At 67.5% G+C, this 23,031-nt stretch carries 18 protein-coding genes; 3 read left to right on the top strand and 15 right to left on the bottom strand.

Annotated features, from left to right (window positions below; all coding sequences use genetic code 11):
* The 15 genes from AC1D1W_RS14635 to AC1D1W_RS14565 all read right to left on the bottom strand — a co-directional run.
* The coding region (locus tag AC1D1W_RS14635; RefSeq protein ID WP_476944058.1) for a triose-phosphate isomerase at positions 1-196 on the bottom strand (196 nt) is incomplete at its 3' end.
* Between the two features lie 108 nt (positions 197-304).
* On the bottom strand, positions 305-1,531 hold the full coding sequence (locus AC1D1W_RS14630; protein ID WP_476944057.1) for a phosphoglycerate kinase: 1,227 nt from the start codon (positions 1,529-1,531) through the stop codon (positions 305-307).
* A 10-nt stretch (positions 1,532-1,541) separates the two neighbouring features.
* Entirely contained in the window at positions 1,542-2,552 is a 1,011-nt protein-coding gene (gene gap / locus AC1D1W_RS14625) for a type I glyceraldehyde-3-phosphate dehydrogenase (protein WP_476944056.1), read from the bottom strand.
* Positions 2,553-2,839: 287 nt separating this feature from the next.
* Positions 2,840-3,463 (bottom strand): superoxide dismutase, encoded by a 624-nt coding sequence (locus AC1D1W_RS14620; protein ID WP_243177729.1) that lies wholly within the window; start codon positions 3,461-3,463, stop codon positions 2,840-2,842.
* 168 nt (positions 3,464-3,631) lie between these two features.
* Positions 3,632-4,612: a DNA-binding protein WhiA gene (whiA, locus tag AC1D1W_RS14615; RefSeq protein ID WP_018772999.1), complete on the bottom strand. Its 981-nt coding sequence runs from the start codon at positions 4,610-4,612 to the stop codon at positions 3,632-3,634.
* A gap of 10 nt (positions 4,613-4,622) precedes the next feature.
* Positions 4,623-5,642, bottom strand: a complete 1,020-nt coding sequence (locus AC1D1W_RS14610; protein WP_028276839.1) for a gluconeogenesis factor YvcK family protein — start codon at positions 5,640-5,642, stop codon at positions 4,623-4,625.
* On the bottom strand, positions 5,642-6,565 hold the full coding sequence (rapZ, locus tag AC1D1W_RS14605; protein ID WP_476944055.1) for an RNase adapter RapZ: 924 nt from the start codon (positions 6,563-6,565) through the stop codon (positions 5,642-5,644). The genes AC1D1W_RS14610 and rapZ overlap by 1 nt, the downstream gene beginning before the upstream one ends.
* A gap of 120 nt (positions 6,566-6,685) precedes the next feature.
* Positions 6,686-8,695: an excinuclease ABC subunit UvrC gene (gene uvrC, locus AC1D1W_RS14600; protein WP_476944054.1), complete on the bottom strand. Its 2,010-nt coding sequence runs from the start codon at positions 8,693-8,695 to the stop codon at positions 6,686-6,688.
* A gap of 85 nt (positions 8,696-8,780) precedes the next feature.
* A complete protein-coding gene (locus tag AC1D1W_RS14595) occupies positions 8,781-9,449 on the bottom strand; it encodes a lysophospholipid acyltransferase family protein (protein WP_026266350.1) in 669 nt (222 codons plus the stop codon).
* Complete coding sequence (locus tag AC1D1W_RS14590) at positions 9,436-10,227, bottom strand: HAD hydrolase-like protein (protein ID WP_476944053.1); 792 nt, start codon at positions 10,225-10,227, stop codon at positions 9,436-9,438. The genes AC1D1W_RS14595 and AC1D1W_RS14590 overlap by 14 nt, the downstream gene beginning before the upstream one ends.
* A 175-nt stretch (positions 10,228-10,402) precedes the next feature.
* Positions 10,403-13,351, bottom strand: a complete 2,949-nt coding sequence (gene uvrA, locus AC1D1W_RS14585) for an excinuclease ABC subunit UvrA (RefSeq protein ID WP_476944052.1) — start codon at positions 13,349-13,351, stop codon at positions 10,403-10,405.
* Positions 13,352-13,418: 67 nt separating this feature from the next.
* Positions 13,419-13,811, bottom strand: coding sequence for a GntR family transcriptional regulator (locus AC1D1W_RS14580; protein WP_028276835.1), 393 nt, complete (start codon positions 13,809-13,811; stop codon positions 13,419-13,421).
* Entirely contained in the window at positions 13,808-15,775 is a 1,968-nt protein-coding gene (locus AC1D1W_RS14575; RefSeq protein WP_243177735.1) for an ABC transporter ATP-binding protein, read from the bottom strand. Before AC1D1W_RS14575 ends, AC1D1W_RS14580 begins: the two co-directional genes overlap by 4 nt.
* Positions 15,772-17,544 (bottom strand): ABC transporter ATP-binding protein, encoded by a 1,773-nt coding sequence (locus tag AC1D1W_RS14570; RefSeq protein WP_243177994.1) that lies wholly within the window; start codon positions 17,542-17,544, stop codon positions 15,772-15,774. Before AC1D1W_RS14570 ends, AC1D1W_RS14575 begins: the two co-directional genes overlap by 4 nt.
* 134 nt (positions 17,545-17,678) lie before the next feature.
* Complete coding sequence (locus AC1D1W_RS14565) at positions 17,679-18,458, bottom strand: trans-aconitate 2-methyltransferase (RefSeq protein ID WP_243177737.1); 780 nt, start codon at positions 18,456-18,458, stop codon at positions 17,679-17,681.
* A gap of 155 nt (positions 18,459-18,613) precedes the next feature.
* Between AC1D1W_RS14565 and AC1D1W_RS14560 the strand changes: the two genes are divergently transcribed.
* The 3 genes from AC1D1W_RS14560 to AC1D1W_RS14550 all read left to right on the top strand — a co-directional run.
* A complete protein-coding gene (locus tag AC1D1W_RS14560; RefSeq protein ID WP_243177739.1) occupies positions 18,614-21,160 on the top strand; it encodes a DEAD/DEAH box helicase in 2,547 nt (848 codons plus the stop codon).
* A 92-nt stretch (positions 21,161-21,252) separates the two neighbouring features.
* Positions 21,253-21,801, top strand: a complete 549-nt coding sequence (locus AC1D1W_RS14555; protein ID WP_476944051.1) for an N-acetyltransferase family protein — start codon at positions 21,253-21,255, stop codon at positions 21,799-21,801.
* Positions 21,802-21,820: 19 nt separating this feature from the next.
* The coding region (locus AC1D1W_RS14550) for an alpha/beta fold hydrolase (RefSeq protein ID WP_476944059.1) at positions 21,821-23,031 on the top strand (1,211 nt) is incomplete at its 3' end.

Genomic DNA, 23,031 nt, shown 5'->3' with positions numbered 1-23,031 from the left:
GGGTCTGGACGCCGCGGAGATCCGTGAACGGCGGGAAGACGGCGACCTCCACCCGGCTGTAGTCGTGCTTGGCGTCGGACAGGGTCCACGCGAGCTTCTGCAGGAGGGTGATGCCCTGGACGTGGTCCATGTTCATCTTCCAGTTGCCGGCGATGAAGGGCTTGCGGTCGAATTTACCGTTGGTTGACGTGGTCACGTGATCTCCAGGAGTTCTTGGTGTGTGGGAGCAGCCGGCAGGGCGCCCGGTTCCCTGCGGAGGGCGCCCTGCCGGCTCAAATGCCGGTGCTTTTAGCGGTCAGTGCTTCTAACGGTCCAGGACGCTCAGGCCGGGGAGTTCCTTGCCTTCAAGGTACTCCAGACTTGCGCCGCCGCCGGTGGAAATGTGGCCGAACGCCTCATCGGCGAAGCCGAGTGTCCGGACCGCTGCCGCCGAGTCGCCGCCGCCAACCACGGTGAACGCGTCCGTCTCGGTCAGGGCCTGGGCGATGGCCCGGGTACCGCCGGCGAAGGCCGCGAATTCGAACACGCCCATGGGCCCGTTCCAGAACACCGTCCGGGCGCCCTTGATCCGTTCCGCGAACGCCGCTGCCGAGACCGGCCCGATGTCCAGCCCGATGCCCTGGGCTCCGAAGCTGCCCGACTCGATGGCGTCGGCGGCAACGGTCTCGTGCTCGGCGTCGGCGGCGAACTTGCCCGCCACCACAACATCGGTGGGCACGACGAACTCGGTACCGGCGTCGGCGGCGCGCTTCAGGTAGTCCTGGACGACCGGGATCTGGTCCTCTTCGAGCAGGCTGCCCGCGACCTTGTGACCCGCGGCGGCGAGGAAGGTGAACAGCATGCCGCCGCCCACCAGGATCGTGTCCGCCTTGCCCAGGAGGTTGTCGATCACAGCGAGCTTGTCGGAGACCTTGGAACCGCCGAGGACAACGACGTAGGGCCGCTGGGTGTCCGTGGTGAGCTTGCGCAACACCTCGACCTCCGTGCGGACAAGGTCGCCCTGGTAGGACGGCAGCCGCGTGGCGACGTCGTACACGCTGGCGTGCTTGCGGTGCACCGCACCGAAGGCATCATCGACGAAGGCGCCGTTGTCGCCGGTGAGGGCGACCAGCTCGTCCGCGAAGGCGCCGCGCTCGGCGTCGTCCTTGGAGGTCTCCCGCGCGTCGAAGCGCACGTTTTCCAGGACCAGCACTTCGCCGTCCTGCAGCGCCGCGGAGAGCTCCTTGGCCGACTCCCCGACGGTGTCGGCGGCAAGTGAGACCTTGAACCCGGCAAGCTCTGCCAGCCGTGCGGCTGCGGGCTTGAGGGAGTACTTCTCCTCCGGGGCGCCCTTGGGGCGGCCGAGGTGTGCTGTGACCAGCACGCGGGCACCGGCGTCCGTGAGCTTCGCCAGCACTGGCAGGGAGGCCTTGATGCGGCCGTCGTCAGTCACTGTAGAGCCGTCGAGCGGCACGTTCAGGTCACTTCTGACCAGAACGTACCGCCCGCGGACACCATCAGCGATCAGTTCGTTGAGGGTGTGAAATKTCATGAGTCTTACCCTAGCCCAGCTTGGACGCTACAAGCTCCGTGAGGTCCACGAGGCGGTTGGAGTAACCCCACTCGTTGTCATACCAGGACACAACCTTGACCTGGTCGCCGATCACCTTGGTCAGGCCGGAATCGAAGATGGACGATGCCGGGTCGCCGACGATGTCGGAGGAGACGATCGGCTCGTCGGTGTAGGTCAGCAGGCCCCTGAGCTCCTCGGTCTCCGATGCTGCCTTGAGGGCGGCGTTGACTTCGGCGACCGTGGTCTCGCGGGAAACCGTGACGGTCAGGTCCGTGGCGGAGCCGGTGGGAACGGGCACGCGGATGGCGTAGCCGTCGAGCTTGCCCTTGAGCTCCGGCAGGACCAGGCCGATTGCCTTGGCGGCACCGGTGGAGGTGGGCACCATGTTGATGGCGGCGGCGCGGGCGCGGCGGAGGTCCTTGTGCGGGCCGTCCTGCAGGTTCTGGTCGGCGGTGTAGGCGTGGATGGTGGTCATCAGGCCACGCTCGATGCCGAAGGCCTCGTTGATGACCTTGGCCAGCGGGCCGAGGCAGTTGGTGGTGCAGGAGGCGTTGGAGATGATGTGGTGCGTGGCGTTGTCGTACAGGCCGTCATTGACACCCATCACGATCGTGATGTCCTCATCCGACGCGGGGGCGGAGATCAGGACCTTCTTGGCGCCGGCGTCGATGTGCTTCTGCGCATCGGCGGCCTTCGTGAAGAAGCCGGTGGACTCGATGACGATGTCGACGCCGAGCTCGCCCCAGGGCAGCTTCGCGGGGTCACGTTCGGCGAGGACCTTGATGATGTTGCCGTCGACGACGATGTTGCCGTCCTTGACCTCGATGGTTTCGGCCAGGCGGCCGCCCACGGAGTCGTACTTGAAGAGGTGAGCGAGGGCTTCCGGGCTGGTGAGGTCGTTGACCGCAACGATCTCGAGGTCTGCGCCCTGTGCGAGGGCGGCGCGGAAGTAGTTGCGGCCGATACGGCCAAAGCCGTTGATGCCAATACGGGTCGTCACGTTTTCAGTCTCCTTGGTGCTCTTGCGAGCACGACTAGTTGAGAAGGCGTTCAAGCCAACTAACAGATCCCGCACGCCATTGGGCAGAGATAATTACCAGATCGGAGGGCGACCAGCCACATTGCTGAAGGCTAACCGCCTTCCGTGATCCATCTTACGTTTAACCGGGACTGCCCCCGCAAGTGCAGGGGCAGTCCGTCCACATTTCGGGCCGAAGGGCCCGTAATGTGAGGTTTGTTACAAACAGAAGTCGATTCCGTCACCCTGTGCAGGGTATAGGGACCTGCCTAGAGGGTGATGAGACCCGTCGCGTTCTTGCGCGCGGCGTCGAAGCGCTTGGCGACGTCGGCCCAGTTCACGATGTTCCAGAAGGCCTTGACGTAGTCAGCCTTGACGTTGACGTAGTCCAGGTAGAAGGCGTGCTCCCACATGTCCAGCATCAGCAGCGGGGTGGTGCCGAGTGCGACGTTGCCCTGCTGATCGTAGAGCTGCTCGATGACCAGGTTGCCGCCGATGGGCTCGTAGGCCAGGAAGCCCCAGCCGGAGCCCTGCAGGCCCAATGCCGCGGCGCTGAACTGCGCACGGAACGCGTCGAACGAGCCGAAGGCGTCGTCAATGGCCGCCGCGAGCTCGCCCTCGGGCTTGTCGCCACCGTCCGGTGAGAGGTTCTTCCAGAAGACGGAGTGGTTGATGTGCCCGCCGGTGTGGAACGCGAGGTCCTTGGAGAGGCGGTTGATGTTGGCGAAGTCGCCCTTTTCGCGCGCCTCGGCCAGCTGGGCCAGAGCGTTGTTGGCGCCGGCCACATAGGCGGCGTGGTGCTTGCTGTGGTGCAGCTCCATGATCCTCGCGGAGATGTGCGGCTCCAGCGCTGCGTAGTCATAGTCGAGCTCGGGCAGTACGTACTCGGTCACAAATTCCTCCAATGTCGTGGACGGGTTGTCCGGTTCGGTAACTCTTTCGATCGTGCATCCGGATGCGGGGCATCCGGAAAATTGCGGTGGGTCCAACCGCGACAACCAGCCGCGGCTCCCGGATATTTCATTCCCCGGGATATTCCTGCTGTTGATTCTAGGGGCGGGCTAGTCGTCGAGCATTTCCGGCGTCACATTGGCTTCCGTGCCCGGGATGCCGAGGTCCTGGGCCCGTTTGTCCGCCATGGCCAGCAGCCGGCGGATCCGGCCGGCGATGGCGTCCTTGGTCATGACGGGGTCGGCGAGCCGGCCCAGCTCGTCCAGGCTGGCCTGTTTGTGCGCGACCCGGAGCTCACCGGCATACTTCAGGTGGTCCGGGACGTCGTCGCCCAGGATTTCCAGGGCGCGGTCCACCCGGGCACCGGCGGCCACGGCGGCCTGCGCGGAACGGCGCAGGTTCGCGTCATCGAAGTTGGCGAGCCGGTTGGCCGTGGCGCGGACTTCCTTGCGCATGCGGCGTTCTTCCCAGACCATCAGCGCGTCGTGGGCACCCATGCGCGTCAGCAGCGCGGCGATCGTGTCGCCGTCGCGGATCACCACGCGGTCCACTCCCCTGACCTCGCGGGCCTTGGCCTGAATACCCAGGCGGCGGGCGGCGCCGACGAGGGCCAGGGCCGATTCGGGGCCGGGGCAGGTGACTTCCATGGCCGAGGAGCGGCCGGGCTCGGTGAGCGAGCCGTGGACCAGGAACGCACCGCGCCAGACAGCTTCGGCGTCCGCGGCGGAGCCGTTCACCACTACCGACGGAAGGCCGCGCACGGGCCGCCCCCGCGCGTCCAGGAGTCCGGTCTGGCGGGCGAGGGCCTCACCGTCGCGCACCACCCGCACCACGTAGCGGCTGCCGCGGCGCAGGCCGCCGCCGGAGACGACGATGATCTCGCTCTGGTGGCCGTACACCTCGGCGATGGCGGCGCGCAGCCGCCGGGCGGTCGATGCGAGGTCGACTTCGGCCTCGATCACAATCCGGCCCGAGATGATGTGCAGCCCGCCGGCGAAGCGGAGCATCGCCGATACCTCGGCCTTGCGGACTGAGGACTTCTTGATATCCAGACGGGAAAGTTCTTCCTTGACTGATGCTGTCAGTGCCATGGCACCTTTCCTAACTATTCCCGAAAATATCGTGATACGCCGTCGCCAGCCGCAACGGATCGTGGACCGGACGGCGACCAGACGCCCCCACTTTACCCAAGACCACCTCGGCACCGAGCATTCCTGCCGCCGCCTCGAAGTCGGGCAGGTTCTGCACCGACGCCGGGTCGGCCAGGATGACGTCGATCGTGAACTCCGGCGCGTATTCGCGCAGCACCCGGAGGTGGTCGGCGGCGGACATGCCGGCCGTCTCCTTGGTATCTGTGGCCAGGTTCATGGTCAGGCACCGGCGGGCAGCCGTGTTGGCGAGGGCCTCGCGCATTTCGGGCAGCAACAGGTGCGGCAGCACGGACGTGTACCAGGAGCCCGGCCCGAGGATCACCCAGTCGGCCAGCTCGATCGCCGTCAGTGCCTCGGTGCAGGCCGGAGCGTTCTCAGGCAAGAGCCGGACGTGCTCCAGGGACCCTGCCACCGCGCACTTGGCCTGGCCGGTGAGGGTCTGCAGTGCCGTGGCGCCGTCCGGGGCGGTGACCCGGACCTGGCCCTCGATGGTCAGCGGGACGCTGGACATCGGCAGGACTTCGCCGCGCGCGCCGAGCAGGGCGCCGGCCCACTTCAGGCCTGCGACGGTGTCGCCCAGGAGCTCCCAGAGCGTGACGATCAGGAGGTTGCCCATCGCGTGCTCATCGAGGGAGCCGCCGCGGCCTTTGCCGGGGGCGAAGCGGTGCTGCATGACGTCGCGCCACGTGCGGCCCCAGTCGGTGTCGTCGCACAGCGCGGACAGGGCCATCCGGAGATCACCGGGCGGCAGGACGCCGTACTCTTCGCGGAGCCGGCCGGAGGATCCGCCGTCGTCCGCGACCGTGACGACCGCGGTGAGTTCGGAGGTCAGCAGGCGCAGGGCCGACAGCGAGGCGGAGAGGCCGTGGCCGCCGCCGAGCGCGACGACGGACGGGCCTTTGTCCTGCTGGCTGGCGAAGGCCGCGCTGGCGGGCGGGACAAGGGGCAGCGGGCCGGTCAGCAGCGCCATTACTCGCGGCCCAGGTCCCGGTGCGTCGTGGTCACCGTGACGCGCGGATACTGCGCCAGCCTCCGGGAGAGCTCGACGGCGACCGCCACGGAGCGGTGCTTGCCGCCGGTGCAGCCCACGGCGATGGTGGCGTAGTGCTTGTTCTCCCGCCGGTACCCGTCCAGGACAGGTTCAAGGGCCAGGACGTAGCGTTCCACGAAGTCGCTGACGCCCTGGGCCTCCAGCACGTAGTCGCTGACGTCCTTGTCCAGTCCGGTGTGCGGGCGCAACTGCGGCACCCAGTGCGGGTTGGGGATGAAGCGGGCATCGGCCACGAAGTTGGCGTCCACCGGCAGCCCGTACTTAAAGCCAAAGCTCATGACGTTCAGCCGCAGCGCCACCGGCCCGGTCTCGCTGAAGAGCTCGGTGATGGCGGTGGCGAGGCCATGGACGTTGAGGGAGGACGTGTCCAGGACGATGTCGGCGGTGTCCTTCAATTCACGGACCAGCTCGCGCTCGGCGGCGATGCCGTCCAGGATCCGGCCGCCGCCCTGGAGCGGGTGGGGCCTGCGGCCCTGCTCAAAGCGGCGCACCAGGACGTCGTCGTTGGCGTCGAGGAACAGCACGCGGAAGCTCACGCCGGTGGCTTCCAGGGCGCGGAGCGCCGCGCGCATGTCGACGAACAGTTCCTTGCTCCGGACGTCCATCACGACGGCGAGCTTGGACATGGAGTGCGGCGTCCGGGACACCAGTTCGGCGAGCGTGCCGAGCATCTGCGGCGGCAGGTTTTCCACGACATACCAGCCATGGTCCTCGAGGGCGTCCGAGGCGGTGCTGCGGCCGGCTCCCGACATTCCGGTCACCACGAGCAGTTCAGCCTCGACGGGTTTGACGRGTGTCATGCCGTCCGCATCCGTCTCGGATCCTGCCGTCGACTCTGCCATCAGTGAAGCCCCATCTCTGCCTGTGCGATTTGCTGTTTGTCAGGTTTGCGCGCCGGCCGCGGTGATGCCGCTGCCGTGCCGTACCCAAGTCTTTACCCTAGCTAAGTTTGGCGGCACTAGCTAAGCGTCGAGGATTTCGCCGGTGGTCATGTTGACGGCAGGAACCGGGGCGGCTTCCTCGACGCCGCCGCCAGCGAAGTGCCGGACGATCGCGGCGGCGAGGGAGGGGCCAATCCCCTTGGTGCCGGTGAGTTCGTCCTGCGTCGCGGCTTTGATCCCCTTGACGGAGCCAAACTCCGCCAGGAGGGCCTTGCGCTTGGATTCGCCCAGCCCGGGCACGCTGTCCAGGGCGGAGGCCGTCATGGCCTTGCCGCGCTTTTGCCGGTGGAAGGTGATGGCGAAGCGGTGGGCCTCATCGCGGATCCGCTGCAGCAGATACAGGCCGGCCGAGGCGCGTGGCAGGATCACCGGGAAATCGCTGTCCGGCAGCCACACCTCTTCGAGCCGTTTGGCCAGGCCGACCACATACACGTCCTCGATGCCGAGCTCTTCCAGCGCCCTTGCGGCGGCATTGACCTGCGGTTTGCCGCCGTCGACGACGACGAGGTTGGGCGGGTAGGCGAATTTGCTCCGCGGTGTTGGCGTCGTGGAGTCCGCGACCGCCGCGGCGGTTGCCGCGTCCAGGGCGGCCTGGTGCGCCGGTTTGGCCGCGGCCGCCGCCTGCTCGTCTTTTTCTTGAAGATAGTGCCGGAACCGCCGGGTCAGCACATCATGCATGGCCGCCGTGTCGTCGGTGGCCGCGGCCCCGGTCACGGCGAACTTCCGGTAGTCGGACTTTTTCGGCAGGCCGTCCTCGACCACCACCATGGAGCCGACCACGTTGGTGCCCTGGACGTGTGAGATGTCGAAGCACTCGATCCGGAGCAGCGCCACGGGAAGCTCGAGCGCTTCCTGGATTTCCTGCAGGGCCTGGGAGCGCATGGTGAGGTCGCCGGCGCGCCGGGACTTGTGAAGTTTGAGGGCGTGCTCGGCGTTTTCACGGACCGTGGACAGGAGTGCGGCCTTGTCTCCGCGCTGGGGCACGCGGATGTCCACCCGGGCCCCGCGCAGGCCGCTGAGCCATTGCGCGAGCTCCGGGGCGTTGCTGGGCTCGGCAGGCACCAGCACTTCCCGGGGCAACCTGCCCTGGAGCCCGGCTTCCTCGCCGTAGACCTGCTGGAGCAGGTGTTCGACCAGTTCCGGGGTGGTGGAGTCCTCGACTTTTTCCACCACCCAGCCGCGTTGGCCACGGATCCGTCCGCCCCGGACGTGGAAGACCTGCACGGCGGCCTCGAGCTCGTCTTCGTGCAGGGCGAAGACGTCGGCGTCCGTGCCCTCGGCCAGGACGACGGCGTTACGTTCGAAGACCTTCTTCAGCGCCACGATGTCGTCCCGCAGCCGGGCCGCGCGTTCGTAGTCGAGCTCGGCGACTGCCGCGGCCATCTCCCGTTCCAGCCGGTTGACGAAGGGCTTGGCTTCGCCGCCCATGAACGTGCAGAAATCCTCGGCCAGGGCGCGGTGGTCGGCGGCGGAGATCCGGCCGACGCACGGCGCGGAACATTTGTCGATGTAGCCGAGCAGGCAGGGCCGGCCGCTGGCTTCGGCGCGCTTCAGCACCCCGGCGCTGCAGCTGCGGACCGGGAACACGCGCAGCAGGGTGTCCATGGTGTCCCGGATCGCGCCGGCGGTGTACGGGCCGAAGTACCGGGTCCCCTTGCGCCGGTCGCCGCGCAGCACCTGGACGCGCGGGTACTTCTCCCCCATCGTCACGGCGAGGTACGGGTAGCTTTTGTCGTCCCTGAACATCACGTTGAAGCGGGGCGTGAATTCCTTGATCCAGGTGTATTCCAGCTGCAGCGACTCGAGTTCGCTGCCCACCACGGTCCATTCGACGCTGCTGGCCGTGTGGACCATCGCATAGGTTTTGGGCATGAGTCCGGCGGGATTGGCGAAATAGGTGTTCAGCCGGGCACGGAGGTTCTTGGCCTTGCCGACGTAGATGACCCGGCCGTGCGGATCGCGGAAGCGGTACACGCCCGGATTGGTCGGAATTTCACCCGTCTGGGGTCGGTAACTCGCTGGATCTGCCACACATCAAGTCTACTGAGCCGCCGGCGGTGCCGTTGCACGTGCACCGCAACATGCCCGGCGGAGGCGGGGAGCAGGAAGCTGCGCGCTATTCGGCTGACTTGCTCTGGTTGTAGCTGGTGGAGCGTTCCTGGCCGCTCAGGTCCGCGATTGCGTCCATGATGCGGTCCGTGACCTGGCGGCGGGCCGGCAGGGAATGGTCCGGTCCGGTTTTCTCGAAGTACAGCGGCTCGCCGACCTTCATGGTGAAGTGCTGCGGTTTGACGGACTTGCTGTCCGCGGGCTGCAGATGTTCGGTGCCGATCAGGCCCACCGGGATTACGGGCGCGCCGGTGGTCAGGGCCAGCCAGCCGACGCCGGTGCGGCCGCGGTACAGGATGCCGTCGCGGGAGCGGGTGCCTTCGGGATAGATGCCCACGCCCTTGCCGGAGTCGAGGATGTCCAGCAGCGTTTTCAGCGCCTGGACGCTCGCCGCCTGCTCGCCGCGTTCCACCGGGATGGAGCCCACAGCCTCGAAGAAGGACTTCATGGCCTTGCCTTTGATGCCGCCAGTGGTGAAGTACTCAGCCTTCGCGAAGAAGGCCACGGGCCGCGGCATGAGCGCCTGGACGATCACGCTGTCCAGGAACGAGAGGTGGTTCGGTGCCACGATGAACGGTCCGTCCTTGGGCACGTTTTCCAGGCCGATGACCGTGGGACGGCACGTGGTGGTTACCAGCCCCCGCGTGGTCCAGCGGATTGCGTCAAACATTGCCATCGGTGTGCACCTCGTTCAGGGCTGTGGTCCCCGGGCGTTCGGAGAGCCGGTTGATCGTCGCGTGAAGCGCCTCGGTGTTGTGCACGATCTCGACGGCACCGGCCGCGTGCAGTTCGCCGTCGGGCGCAAACCCCCAGCCTACGCCGATGCAGTCCAGTCCGTTCGCAGCGGCCCCGGCGACGTCCTGCGCCCGGTCCCCCACCATCACGGCCCGGCCGGCGGCCGCAGGGTCCGCGGCAGCGAGGTCCGAGAGCGCGGCGGCGACGATGCCGGCTTTGCCTTCGGGAACAGAGCCTGCGGGAACAGAGCCTGCGGGAACGGAGCCGTCGGGCACCGAGCCCGCTCCCGGGCTGGCGGCCTCGTCGGCGGCGGAGCCCCGGATGCTGTGGAAGAGTCCGGCGATGCCGTGGTGCGCCAGGACAGTGCGGGCAAGCCCTTCCGGCTTCTGGGTCGCGACGGCGATGGGCCGCCCCGCGGCGACGAAGTCCTCGAGGAGGCCGCGGATCCCCGGGTACAGCCTGCTCTGCGCTATTCCTGTGGATGCGTAGTGCGCGCGGTAGATGCGGATGGCGTCTTCCAGCTGTGCGGCCGGAACGCCGGCGATTTCCGTCAGGGAATGGCTGAGCTTGGGCCCAATCATGGCGTCCATCCGGGAATTGTCCGGAACCGGCAGGCCAAGCTCGATGAGGGCCGCGGCGATACCGTCGGTAATACCCCCGGCGGGATCGACAAGAGTGCCGTCAAGGTCGAAGATCACGGGCACTGTTGTATGCGTCACCGGCTTAGTTTCTCACGAGTGTGCTGTTGCCAGAAATTCGCATGCTCCTACGGGAATACATCGGGAATACATCACGCGATACATCAGCGGATACATCCGGTGAAAACCCTGCGGGGCGGGGACGCGCGCGGCGGAAGCTTACCTGCCCCGCCGCACGGTCCCTGGCGGCCGGTGTTCAGGCGAGGAGCTCGGCGAGGAACGCGGCCGTGTGGCTCTCGCTCGACTTGGCCACCTGCTCGGGGGTGCCGGAGGCGACCACACGGCCGCCACCGGACCCGCCGTCGGGGCCAAGGTCCACGATCCAGTCGGCGCTCTTGATGACGTCGAGGTTGTGTTCGATCGTGATCACCGTGTTGCCCTTCTCCACGAGGCCCTGGAGCACCATGAGGAGCTTGCGGATGTCCTCGAAGTGCAGGCCCGTGGTGGGCTCGTCCAGGACGTAGACGCTGCGGCCGTTGGAACGTTTCTGGAGCTCGGCTGCGAGCTTCACGCGCTGGGCCTCGCCGCCGGAGAGCGTGGTGGCGGGCTGGCCCAGCCGGACGTAGCCAAGGCCGACGTCGACGAGCGTGTTGAGGTGCCGTGCGATCGGCGAGAAGGCCGCGAAGAACTCGGCCCCTTCCTCGATGGGCATGTTCAGCACGTCCGCGATGGTCTTGCCCTTGTAGTGGACCTCCAGGGTTTCGCGGTTGTACCGGGCGCCGTGGCAGACCTCGCAGGGGACGTAGACGTCCGGCAGGAAGTTCATCTCGATCTTCAGGGTGCCGTCGCCGGAGCAGGCCTCGCAGCGGCCGCCCTTGACGTTGAAGGAGAACCGGCCCGGCAGGTAGCCGCGGACCTTGGCCTCGGTGGTTTCGGCGAAGAGCTTTCGGATGTTGTCGAACACGCCGGTGTACGTGGCCGGGTTCGAGCGCGGGGTGCGGCCGATGGGGCTCTGGTCGACGTGCACCACTTTGTCCAGGTGTTCGAGGCCCTGGACGGACTTGTGCCTGCCGGCCACCTGCTTGGCGCCGTTGAGCTTGTTGGCGAGGACCTTGTAGAGGATCTCGTTGACCAGGGTGGACTTGCCCGAGCCGCTGACGCCGGTGACGGCGGTGAAGAGGCCCAGCGGGAAACTGGCGTCGATGTTCAGGAGGTTGTTCTCCTTCGCCCCGACCACCTTGAGCTCGCGCTTCTTGTCGTATTTGCGCCGCTTCTTCGGGATCTCGATTTTCCGCCGGCCGGAGAGGTAATCGCCCGTGAGCGAATCCGTGTTTTCCAGCAGCTCCTGGTAGGACCCGGAATGGACCACCATGCCGCCGTGTTCGCCGGCGCCCGGTCCGATGTCCACCACCCAGTCGGCCTCGTGGATGGTGTCCTCGTCATGCTCCACGACGATCAGGGTGTTGCCGAGGTCCCGGAGCCGGGTGAGTGTCTCGATCAGGCGGCGGTTGTCCCGCTGGTGCAGGCCGATCGAGGGCTCGTCGAGGACGTACAGCACGCCCACGAGGCCGGAGCCGATCTGGGTGGCCAAACGGATGCGCTGGGCTTCGCCGCCGGACAGGGTGCCGGAGGGCCGCTCCAGGTTCAGGTACTCGAGTCCGACGTCGAGGAGGAAGGTCAGGCGGGCCTGGATTTCCTTGAGGACCTGGTGGGCGATCTGGGCCTCGCGGCCGGTGAGGACGAGGTTTTCGAGGAAGCCGGCGCATTCCCGCATGGGCAGCGCGGCGACCTCGGCGATTGACTTTCCGTTGATCAGCACCGAGAGCGACGCAGGGTTCAGCCGGGCACCGTTGCAGGCCGGGCACGGGACCTGGCGCATGTATTCCTCGTAGCGGTCGCGCGCATAGTCGGAATCGGTCTCGCCATGCTTGCGGTGGACGTACTGCACGACGCCCTCAAAGCCTGTGCTGTACTTGCGTTCACGGCCGAAGCGGTTGCGGTATTGCACCACCACCTTGTGGTCCTTGCCGTGCAGGACGGTCTGCCGGACGCCGGTGTCGAGCTTCTCCCACGCCGTCGTCATGGAGAAGCCGAGTTCCTCGGCCAGGCCGGCCAGCAGCCGGTTCCAGTACTCCGTGGTGGCGGTGCCCAGGGACCACGGCGCAATGGCCCCCTCGGAGAGCGAGAGCTCCGGGTTGGGGATGAGGAGTTCCTCGTCGACCTCCAGCTTGGTGCCGATGCCGCTGCACGCGCTGCAGGCGCCGAAAGGGTTGTTGAATGAGAAGGAACGGGGCTCGATCTCGTCGATCGCCAGGGGGTGCTCGTTGGGGCAGGCCAGGTGTTCTGAGAACGCCCTGATCCGCTCGGGATCGTCTGCTTCGAGGTCGACGAATTCGGCCAATATGCGGCCCTCCGCCAGTCCGAGGGCGGTTTCGACCGAGTCGGTCAGGCGCTGGCTGATGCCTTCCTTGACCACGAGGCGGTCCACCACGACTTCGATGGTGTGCTTGAACTGCTTGCCCAGCTTCGGCGGATCACTCAGGTGGACGAGCTCGCCGTCCACCCGGGCCCGCGAGTAGCCCTTGGCGGTGAGTTCCTTGAAGAGGTCCACGAATTCGCCCTTGCGGCCGCGGACGACGGGTGCCAGCACCTGGAAGCGGGTGCCGTCCGGGAGCTCGAGCAGCTGGTCGACGATCTGCTGCGGGGTCTGCTTGGTCACGGGCTCCCCGCAGACGGGGCAGTGCGGCCTGCCCACACGGGCCCAGAGCAGGCGCATGTAGTCGTAAATCTCGGTGATGGTTCCCACGGTCGAGCGCGGGTTCTTGGACGTGGACTTCTGGTCGATGGACACCGCCGGCGAGAGGCCTTCGATGAAGTCGACGTCGGGCTTGTCCACCTGGCCCAGGAACTGCCGGGCGTAGGCGGAGAGGGATTCGACGTAGCGGCGCTGGCCCTCGGCGAAGATGGTGTCGAACGCGAGGGAGGACTTTCCGGAGCCGGACAGGCCGGTGAAAACGATCATGGCATCACGCGGCAGGTCCAGGTCCACGTTGCGCAGGTTGTGCTCGCGGGCGCCCTTGACGACAAGGCGCGTCATGTCCGGACGCTTCAGGACGGGGCGGGACGGGGCCGCATCCCGGACTGCCAGCGGCTCGACGGCGGAATGGACTTCAACGGCTGGATCTTCAGCTACAGCTTTAGGCACGAATCTAATGCTAATCGAAAACTTCTTCGAAAAACTATTCCGCGCGGCACGGGCGGCGCCGGATGTGCTATTGGCGGTCGTAGGCGGCGGCCAGCAGCTGCACGGCCTCGGCGAAACTGGCGCCCTGGGCTTTGGCGGCCGCGGCGAACTCGGCGGCGGCGGCGGACAGCGAACTCCAGGCGGCATCGCGGGCACACACCACGGTCCCGTTGCGACCCTTCGTCACTACGACGCCGGCGGCCTCGAGTTCCTTGTAGGCCCGCGCCACGGTGTGTGGGGCGACGCCCAGTTCGCCGGCGAGGCTCCGCACGGCCGGAAGCCTGGTGCCCGGCGCGAGTGTGCCGTTGTCGGCGCGTTCGATCACGTAGAGCCGCAGCTGTTCGAAGAGCGGGACGGAGCTGGCCGGATTGGTCCGCCAGGATCCGGGAAAACGCTCCCCCGCGGCGTCCGCGGGGCTCACTGTTCGGCCTCCTGGACGGCCGGGACCTGTTCGCGGCCGGCGAACTGGGCGTCGTACAAATCCTTGTAGAGCCCCTGCCGGGCCACCAGCTGCTGGTGGGTGCCGTGTTCAACGATTCGTCCGTGGTCCATGACGAGAATTAGATCAGCGTCCCGGACCGTGGACAAACGGTGCGCGATCACGAAGCTTGTGTGACCGTGCCGCAGCCGCTCCATGGCATGCCGGATCTGCACCTCAGTGCGGCTGTCGACGGAGCTCGTCGCCTCATCCAGCACCATGATGCTGCGCCCGGCGAGCTGCGCCCGTGCGATCGAGACGAGCTGGCGCTGGCCCCGGCTCAGGGAGTCGCCGTCGTTGCCGAGCATCGTGGCGTAGCCGGCCGGTAGGGACCGGACAAACTGGTCCACGTGGCTGGCGCGGGCCGCCGCGACGATATCGGCTTCGGTGGCGCCGGGCCGGCCGTATTCGATGTTCTCCCGGATGCTGCCGGTAAACAGCCAGGCATCCTGCAGGACGATTCCGAAGGCGCGCCGCAGCTCGTCCCGCGGGATGGTGGCGATGTCCGTCGAGTCCACCAGGATCCGGCCGGAGTCGAGTTCGTAGAAGCGCATCAGAAGGTTGACCAGAGTGGTCTTGCCGGCACCGGTGTGTCCCACGATCGCCACGGTCTGTCCCGGGTCCACCGTGAAGGAGAGGTCCTTCACCACGGGGGTGCCGGGGCTGTAGCTGAAGCTGACGCGCTCGAACGTGACCCGGCCCGCCACTGCGCCGGGATCCAGCAGGTCGCCGGGCGTGCCCGGGGCAGGGGCTTTGCGTCCGTTGGAGGATTTGCGCGGGACATGGAGCTTTCGCGCGGCCGTGGCGCCTTGCAGCTTGCCGGCGCCGTTGGCCGAAACGGCCGGCACGGCCGGCACGGCGCTGTCCGCAGGGATCTCCGGGGCGTCCAGCAGCTCAAACACCCGCTCCGCCGAGGCCAGGCAGGACTGCACGAGGGTCAGCATGCCGCCGATCTGGCTCACCGGCTGGCTAAAGAGACGGGAGAACTGGACGAAGGCCTGGATGCCGCCGATTGTCAAGAGCCCCGCGGTGACCTGCAGCGCCCCCACAACAGCAATCGCGATGTAGTTGAGGTTGGCGACAAACACCAGCAGCGGCTGCACGATGCCGGACAAATACTGGGCGCGGGTGCTCGATCGCGTGAGCTTCTCGTTGCGCTCCCGGAAGCTCGCCGCCGACTCTTCCTGCCGGCCGAAGGCCTTGACCACTTCATGCCCGGTGAAGAATTCCTCGAGTTGAGCGTGCAGTGCCCCCGTGCTGCTCCACTGCTCCTTGAAGTGCGCCTGGGAGTGCCGGGCCACGAGCACGGTGATCATCGTGGACACAGGCACCGAGAGGATCGCGATCAGAGCCAGCAGCGGCGAGAGCCACAGCATCATGGCGAGAGCGGCCGAGAGCATCAGGATGGCCATGATGAGCTGGTTGAGGAGCTGGTTGAGCGCCTGAGAGATATTGTCGACGTCGTTCGTTGCCCGGCTGAGCACGTCGCCGCGGCGCTGTTCCTCGAAATGGCTGGACGGCAGCACATGCAGTTTTTGTTCCACGGAGCCGCGGAGGCCGTAGCTGAGGCGCTGCACCGCGGTGGCGGTCAGGCTGCCCTGGATCCAGCTGAACAACGATGCCCCGACGTACATGGCCGAAACGGCCAGCAGCCGCTCGGCCAGCTGTTGCTCGTCGAGGGAGCCGCCCAGGAAGCCGTCGACGACGACGTCGGTGGCGTCGCCCAGCACCTTGGGCGCCGCCACGTTGAGTGTCACGAACGCGCAGGTCGCGGCGATGACGCCGGCCATCCGCCACTTCAGCGGCAGCAGCAGGCCAAGCAGCCGGGCGGCGGTGTGCCATTTGATGCGCTCCGGCACGCCGGGTCCCGCAACGGTCCCGGCGCGGTGTGCCCGCGCGCGGCTCATGGGGCTTCCTCCAGCACCAGCTGGGACGCGGCAATTTCCTGGTAGCTGGGCGAGGACTCCATGAGTTCGCTGTGCGTGCCCTGTGCGACGACCCGTCCGCCCTCCAGTACCAGGATCAGCCCGGCGTCCACGATTGTTGACACCCGCTCGGCCACGATCAGCACGGTCGCCGAGCGCAGCAGCGGCTCGATCGCCGCCCGGAGCCTGATGTCGGTGCCGTAGTCCAGAGCCGAGAAGCTGTCGTCGAAGAGGTAGGCAGGGGCCCGCTTGAGCAGGGCCCGCGCGATGCACAGGCGCTGCCGTTCGCCGCCGGAGAAGTTGGTGCCGCCCTGGCTTACGGGCGTGTCGAGCCCGAGCGGCAGGGCGCGGACAAAGTCGGCGGCCTGGGCAGCTTCGAGCGCCTGCCATATTTCGGGCTCGTTCGCGGCGGGCGCCCCGAACCGGAGGTTCCCCGCGACCGTGTCCGCGAACAGGTAGGACTGCTGCGGGACTATTGTGATCAGGCCGCGCAGGACGTCCAGGGGCATCGACCGCACGTTCTCCCCGCCGATGCTGATCTCTCCGGCCGTCGTGTCGAGGAAACGGGGCAGCAGGTTCAGGAGTGTCGTCTTGCCGCTGCCGGTCGCGCCGATGATCGCCGTCGTGGTGCCGGCCCTGGCGGTGAAGGAGACGCCGTCCAGCACGGGTGCTTCGGCGCCGGGGTAGGCGAAGGACACGTTCCGGAACTCGACAGCGCCGGAGCGGCCCGGGGCGCCGGCGGTGCCCGCCACACCGGCCCCACCGGCTGGAATGGTGGCAGGGGCGGCCCCGGCGGGAACGGCCGGATCCGCGATGGCCGGTTCCGTGTCCAGCACCTCGCGGATCCGTTCCGCGCAGGCCGCCGCCCGGGGGGCGGTCATGAAGACGTACATTGCCATCATGATGGCAATCAGGATCTGCAGGATGTAGGCGATGAACGCCGTCAGCGCCCCCAGCCGCATTTCGCCGGCGTCGATGCGATGGCCGCCGAACCACACCACGAACACGGACGAGATGTTGACCACGAACATGATCATCGGCATCATCGCCGCCACCAGGAGGGCGGATTGCAGATTGTTCCGGGTGAGGTCCTTGTTGGCTTCATCGAACCGGCGGACCTCGTGGTCCTGCCGGACAAAGCCGCGAATGACATTCGCACCGATGATCTGCTCCCGCAGCACCCGGCCGATCCGGTCCAGGAGGCCCTGGCCCTGGCGGTACAGGGGAATCAGGCGGCGGACGATCACCGTCATGATCACCGTCAGGACCGGGATCACCACGACCACAATCCAGGACAGCACCACGTCCTGGTGCACGGCCAGCACGATGCCGCCGATGAAGATCGCCGGCGCGGCAATCAGCATGATGAATATTAGGACGGCGAGGTTTTGGATCTGCGCGACGTCGTTGGTGGCCCGGGTCACGAGGCTGGGCGCACCGAAAAGGCCCACCTCCTGGGAGGAGAAGGACTGCACCTTCGCGAAGAGCTCCCCGCGCAGCTGGCCGCCAATCTCCATGGCGACCACGGCGCCCAGATATCCGGCCGCGACGGCCGTGATCACCTGGACGGCAGCGATTCCGGCCATCCAGGCCCCGAGGTGGAGGATCTCCCCGGTGTCCCCGCCGATGATGCCGTCGTCAATGATCGCGGCATTCAGGGTGGGCAGGAGCAGGTTGGCGGTGGCTTGCACGAGCTGCAGCACGACGATGGCCAGCACGGTCCCCTTATGCGCGGACAACAGCCGCGACATCAGGCCTATAAGCACTGAACCTCCATTACTAGCCCAGGGCCCGGAATGGTGATCAGCTTAACGGCCGCCCCACACCGCCACGTCATTATAAGCCCCCTTCAGGAGTGCTTCGTGTCATGCGGCAGACACGCCGCCTACCCGGTTTTCTGCGCCACCGCGAACGTGCGGCGGAACGGGAAGACCGTCCCGTGCCGGCCTGCCGGATATGCGTCGTCCAGCCGTGCCGAATACTCGGCCTCGAACTCCCTGGCCTCGTCGTCGGGGAGGGCCGCGAGGACCGGCCTGAGTCCGGTACCGCGGACCCACTCCAAAACGGGGTCGGCGCCCGGGAGCAGCTGAAGGTACGTGGTCTCCCAGGCGTCGGCGGCACAACCGGCGTCGAGCATGATCTCCAGATATTCCGATGCCTCCCCCACCACGTCGTCGTGGCGGAGCACCCCGGCGAGCCGCCCCGCCCAGGCCGGGGAATCGGCCAGCTCCCGCATCAGGGTGTGCGACGGGGCGTTGAAGTTCCCCGGCACTTGCAGCGCGAACCAGGCGCCCGGCTTGAGGGCATCGAGCCATAGTGGCAGGAGCTTTCGGTGGCCGGGCACCCACTGCAGGGCCGCGTTGGTGACCACCACGTCCGTGTCCCCGGACGGCAGCCAGTGCTCAATGTCGGCAAGCTCGTAGGAAAGATTGGCCGCCGCGGCTGCGTGGTCCTTGGAAGTGGCCAGCATTTCCGGCGACGAATCCAGACCCACCACCTTCGCGCCCGGCCAGCGGTCCGCGAGCGTCGCGGTCAGGTTGCCGGGACCGCAGCCGAGGTCCACCACGTGCCGCGGGGCTTCGGCGTGAATCCGACCGGTCAGATCAAAAAATGGTCTGTCCCGGTAGTCCCCGAACTGCACATATTTCTCCGGATCCCACTTCATGGCTGCCTCCAGTTCCCGGCACATTGTCCTAACCGAAGCCTAGTCCCGGCCCGAGGGCCAGCCAAGGAAGCCGCCTGCGCTGCGGGCGGCTCACGGCGCGCGCCTGCACTGCGTGCGGTGCCGCGGCTACCACACGGGCACTAAGCTGGACAGCAATGAAACTCGTTGATCAGCTCCCCGCCCCGGCCGCCCGTATCCCCGGCAGGACGGGCCTGGACCCGGACGAGCTCTACACCCGGTTTGTCGAGTGGACCGAGACCCGCGGCCTTGCCCTGTACACCGCCCAGGACGAGGCGATCATGGAGCTGGCCGCCGGCTCAAACGTCATCCTGGCCACCCCGACCGGGTCCGGGAAATCCCTCGTGGCCATCGCCGCGCACTTCCAGGCCATGGCCCGCGGGCAGCGGAGCTACTACACCGCCCCGATCAAGGCCCTCGTCTCGGAAAAGTTCTTCGCCCTCTGTGAGATCTTCGGCGCCGACAACGTTGGCATGATCACCGGCGACTCCGGCGTGAACCAGGACGCCCCGATCATCTGCTGCACGGCCGAGATCCTGGCCAACATCGCCCTGCGTGAAGGTTCTGCGGCGCAGCTCGGTGCCGTGATCATGGACGAGTTCCACTTCTACGCGGACCCGCAGCGCGGCTGGGCGTGGCAGGTGCCGCTGCTTGAACTGCCCCAGGCGCAGTTCCTGCTGATGTCGGCGACGCTCGGCGATGTCAGCCGGTTCGAGGACGGCCTCAGCGACCTGACCGGCCGCACGACGACGACCGTCAGTTCCGCGGAACGCCCCATCCCGCTGCACTACTACTACGAACAGACCCCGGTGCACGAGACCCTTGAGGAGCTGCTCGCCACCAAGCAGGTCCCGGTCTACGTGGTCCACTTCAGCCAGGTCGAGGCGATCGACCGGGCCCAGAACCTGATGAGCATCAACGTCTGCACCCGCGAGGAAAAAGACAAGATTGCCGAGCTCATTGCCGGGTTCCGCTTCGCAGCAGGCTTCGGCAAGACCCTCAACCGCCTGGTCCGGCACGGGATCGGCGTTCACCACGCCGGCATGCTGCCGAAGTACCGCCGGCTGGTCGAACAGCTTGCCCAGGCCGGCCTGCTGAAGGTCATCTGCGGCACGGATACGCTCGGGGTGGGCATCAACGTGCCCATCCGCACTGTGCTGCTCACAGCCCTGAGCAAATACGACGGCGTCCGCACCCGGCTGCTGAACTCCCGTGAGTTCCACCAGATCGCCGGCCGCGCCGGCCGCGCCGGCTATGACACCGCCGGAACCGTGGTGGTCCAGGCCCCGGAGCACGTGACGGAAAACGTGAAGGCGATGGCCAAAGCCACGGCCAAGTTCGGCGACGACCAGAAGAAGCTGCGCCAGGTGGTCAAGAAGAAGCCCCCGGAAGGCTTCGTGTCCTGGGGCGAACCGACGTACAAGCGGCTGGTCGAGTCCGTTCCCGATCCGCTGACATCGAGTTTCACCGTGACGCATGCGATGCTGATGAACCTGATGGAACGCCCCGGCGACCCGTTCCAGGCCGCCCGCCGCCTGCTCACCGAAAACCACGAGACCCGTCCGGCCCAGCTGCGGCTCATGAAGAAGGCCCTGGGAATCTACCGCGAGCTGCTCGCGGCCGGCGTCGTGGAGCGGATCCCGGCCGCGGAGCAGGGTGCCGACGGCCGCACGGTCCGGCTCACGGTCCATCTGCAGGCAAACTTTGCCCTCAACCAGCCGCTGTCCCCGTTCGCGCTGGCGGCGCTGGAGCTGCTGGACCCGGAGTCGCCGTCGTACGCCCTGGACGTGGTGTCGGTGATCGAGGCCACCCTGGAGAAGCCGCGGCAGATCCTCTCGGCACAGCAGAAGAAGGCGCGCGGCGAGGCGATCGCGGCGATGAAGGCCGACGGCATCGAGTACGACCAGCGGATGGCGATGCTCGAGGAGGTCACCTACCCGCAGCCGCTCGCCGAGATCCTCGGCGAGGCCTTCGACGTCTACCGCAAGGCCGCGCCGTGGATCGGCGACTTCGAGCTCGCGCCCAAGTCCGTGGTCCGGGACATGTACGAGCGCGCCATGAACTTCGGCGAGTTCGTCCAGTTCTACGGCCTCGCCCGCTCGGAGGGGATCGTGCTGCGCTACCTCGCCGACGGTTTCAAGGCGCTCCGCCAGACGGTCCCGCAGGATGCCCTCCGCGAGGACCTGGAGGACCTCATCGCCTGGCTGGGCGAACTGGTCCGGCAGGTGGACTCCAGCCTGCTGGACGAATGGGAAGAGCTCACTTCCGGCGCGGCGCCCACACCGCATGACGCTCCCCCGCCCCCGCCGCCGTCGCTGACCTCCAACATCCGGGCCTTCCGGGTGATGGTGCGCAACGAGATGTTCCGCCGCGTGGAGCTGTTCGCCGATGAGGCCGCCACCGCCCTGGGCGAGCTCGACGCCGGCTCCGGCTGGGACGCCGAGCGCTGGGAAGATGCCCTCGATGACTACTTTGATGAGCACAACGACATCGGCACCGGACCGGATGCCCGCGGTCCCGGGCTGCTGATCATCACCGAGGAACCCGGGGTGTGGAAGGTGCGGCAGATCTTCGATGACCCCGCCCGCAACCACGACTGGGGCATCTCCGCCGACGTCGACCTGGCGGCCTCGGACGAGTCCGGGACCGCCGTCGTCCGCGTCACGGACGTCAACCGGCTCTAAGCGGGACGGCACGGGGCGGGACGGCACGGGGGCGGCCGTCGCCGGCGCCGGTACCCCAGCCTGGGCCATCGCGCCGCGGGTAAACTCGGACAATGAGTGTAATCCGGCCTGCCACGGCGCATGACGTTCCTGCCATCCTGCAGATGATCCACGACCTCGCCCTCTACGAGAAGGAACCGGACGCCGTCCGGAACACCCCCGGGATGCTTACCGAGGTCCTCTTTGGCGAGCATCCCAAGGTCTTCGCCACCATGGCGGAGAACTCCGCGGGCGAGGTCCGCGGCTTCGCCCTCTGGTTCCTGAACTACTCCACGTGGGAGGGCGTCCACGGGATCTACCTCGAGGACCTCTACGTCCGGCCGGAGGCCCGCGGCGAGGGCCACGGCAAGGCACTGCTGCAGCACCTGGCGGCGACCGCCGTTGACCGGGGCTACGCGCGCGTCGAATGGAGTGTCCTGGACTGGAACGAGCCCTCCATCAACTTCTACAAGAAGCTTGGCGCCCTGCCGATGGAGGAATGGTCCACCTTCCGCCTCACCGGAGCGGCGCTGACGGCCTTCGGCGACCGCCCGGAAGTTGCCGGCGCCGGCTCCCCCGCCGGCTCCAGCTCGGGTTCCCGCGAGGCGGCAACCCGTGGCTGATCTCCCAATGACGGGGCTCATGGGAGCCTCCCTGCTGGAGACTGCCTCCAGCGACGGGCGCAAAATTCCGCACAGCGTCCGGGCGCGCCACACCTACCGGGGAATGCGGACCGCGGAACACTACTTCCAGGTCCCCCTGGACCACTTCAGCGAGGCGGGGCGCCGCGGCGAAACCATCTCCGTGTTCGCCCGCGAATACGTGTCCACCGAACACAGCGAGGCAGAGGCCGCCGGGCTGCCCTGGCTGCTTTTCCTGCAGGGCGGTCCCGGCGGGCGTGGAAACCGGTTCCCGTCGCTGGGTGGCTGGAGCAAGGCCGCCGCCAAGGACTTCCGGATCCTCATGCTGGACCAGCGCGGCACCGGCCTGTCCTCGCCCGTCGACCGCAACACGCTGCCGCTGCGCGGCACCGACGCGGAGCAGGCTGACTACCTGACGCACTTCCGCGCCGACTCGATCGTCGCCGACGCCGAAGCCATCCGGGCGGCCCTGGACTCGGCCCCGTGGACCATCTACGGCCAGAGCTACGGCGGATTCTGCGCGCTCAGCTACCTGTCCTTCGCCCCCGAGGGGCTGCGCGAGGTCCTCGTGACGGGCGGGCTGGCCCCGCTGGGCGGCTCCGCCGACCGTGTGTACCGGGCCACGTTCCAGCGGGTCGCGGCCCGGAACGCCGAATACTTTGACTGGTATCCCGAGGACCGGGCCATCGTCACCCGGATCGCCCGGCACCTGCGGGAAACGGAGGAGGTCCTGCCCGACGGCGGCCGGCTCACGGTCGAACGGTTCCAGATGGTGGGCTCGTTCCTGGGCGGCAACACCCGGGTGGACGCACTGCACCACCTGCTCGAGGAAGCCTTCGTGGCCACACCGGGCGGCGACCGTCTCTCCGACGCCTTCCTGGAGCAGGTCAGGGGCCTCGTGTCCCGGGCCGCGAACCCGTTGTACGCGTTGATGCACGAATCCATTTACGGCCAGGACGGTGCCACGAACTGGGCCGCCTGGCGCGTGCTGGAGGAATTCCCCGAGTTCCGCCCCGACGCCGGCGAACCGCTTCTGACCGGGGAAATGGTGTACCCCTGGTATTTCGAGCAGGACCCGGCCCTGCACCCGCTGCAGGACGTGGCCCGGCTCCTGGCCGAAAAGGACGACTGGGCACCCCTCTACGACCCGGAGCGACTGGCGCTGAACACCGTGCCCGTCGCCGCGGCCGTCTACACCGACGACATCTACGT

It is taken from the genome of Arthrobacter sp. P1_B4 (assembly GCF_056406555.1).
Note: the sequence above shows the minus strand (reverse complement) of the source record. Positions and strands in the feature narration are given on the sequence as shown.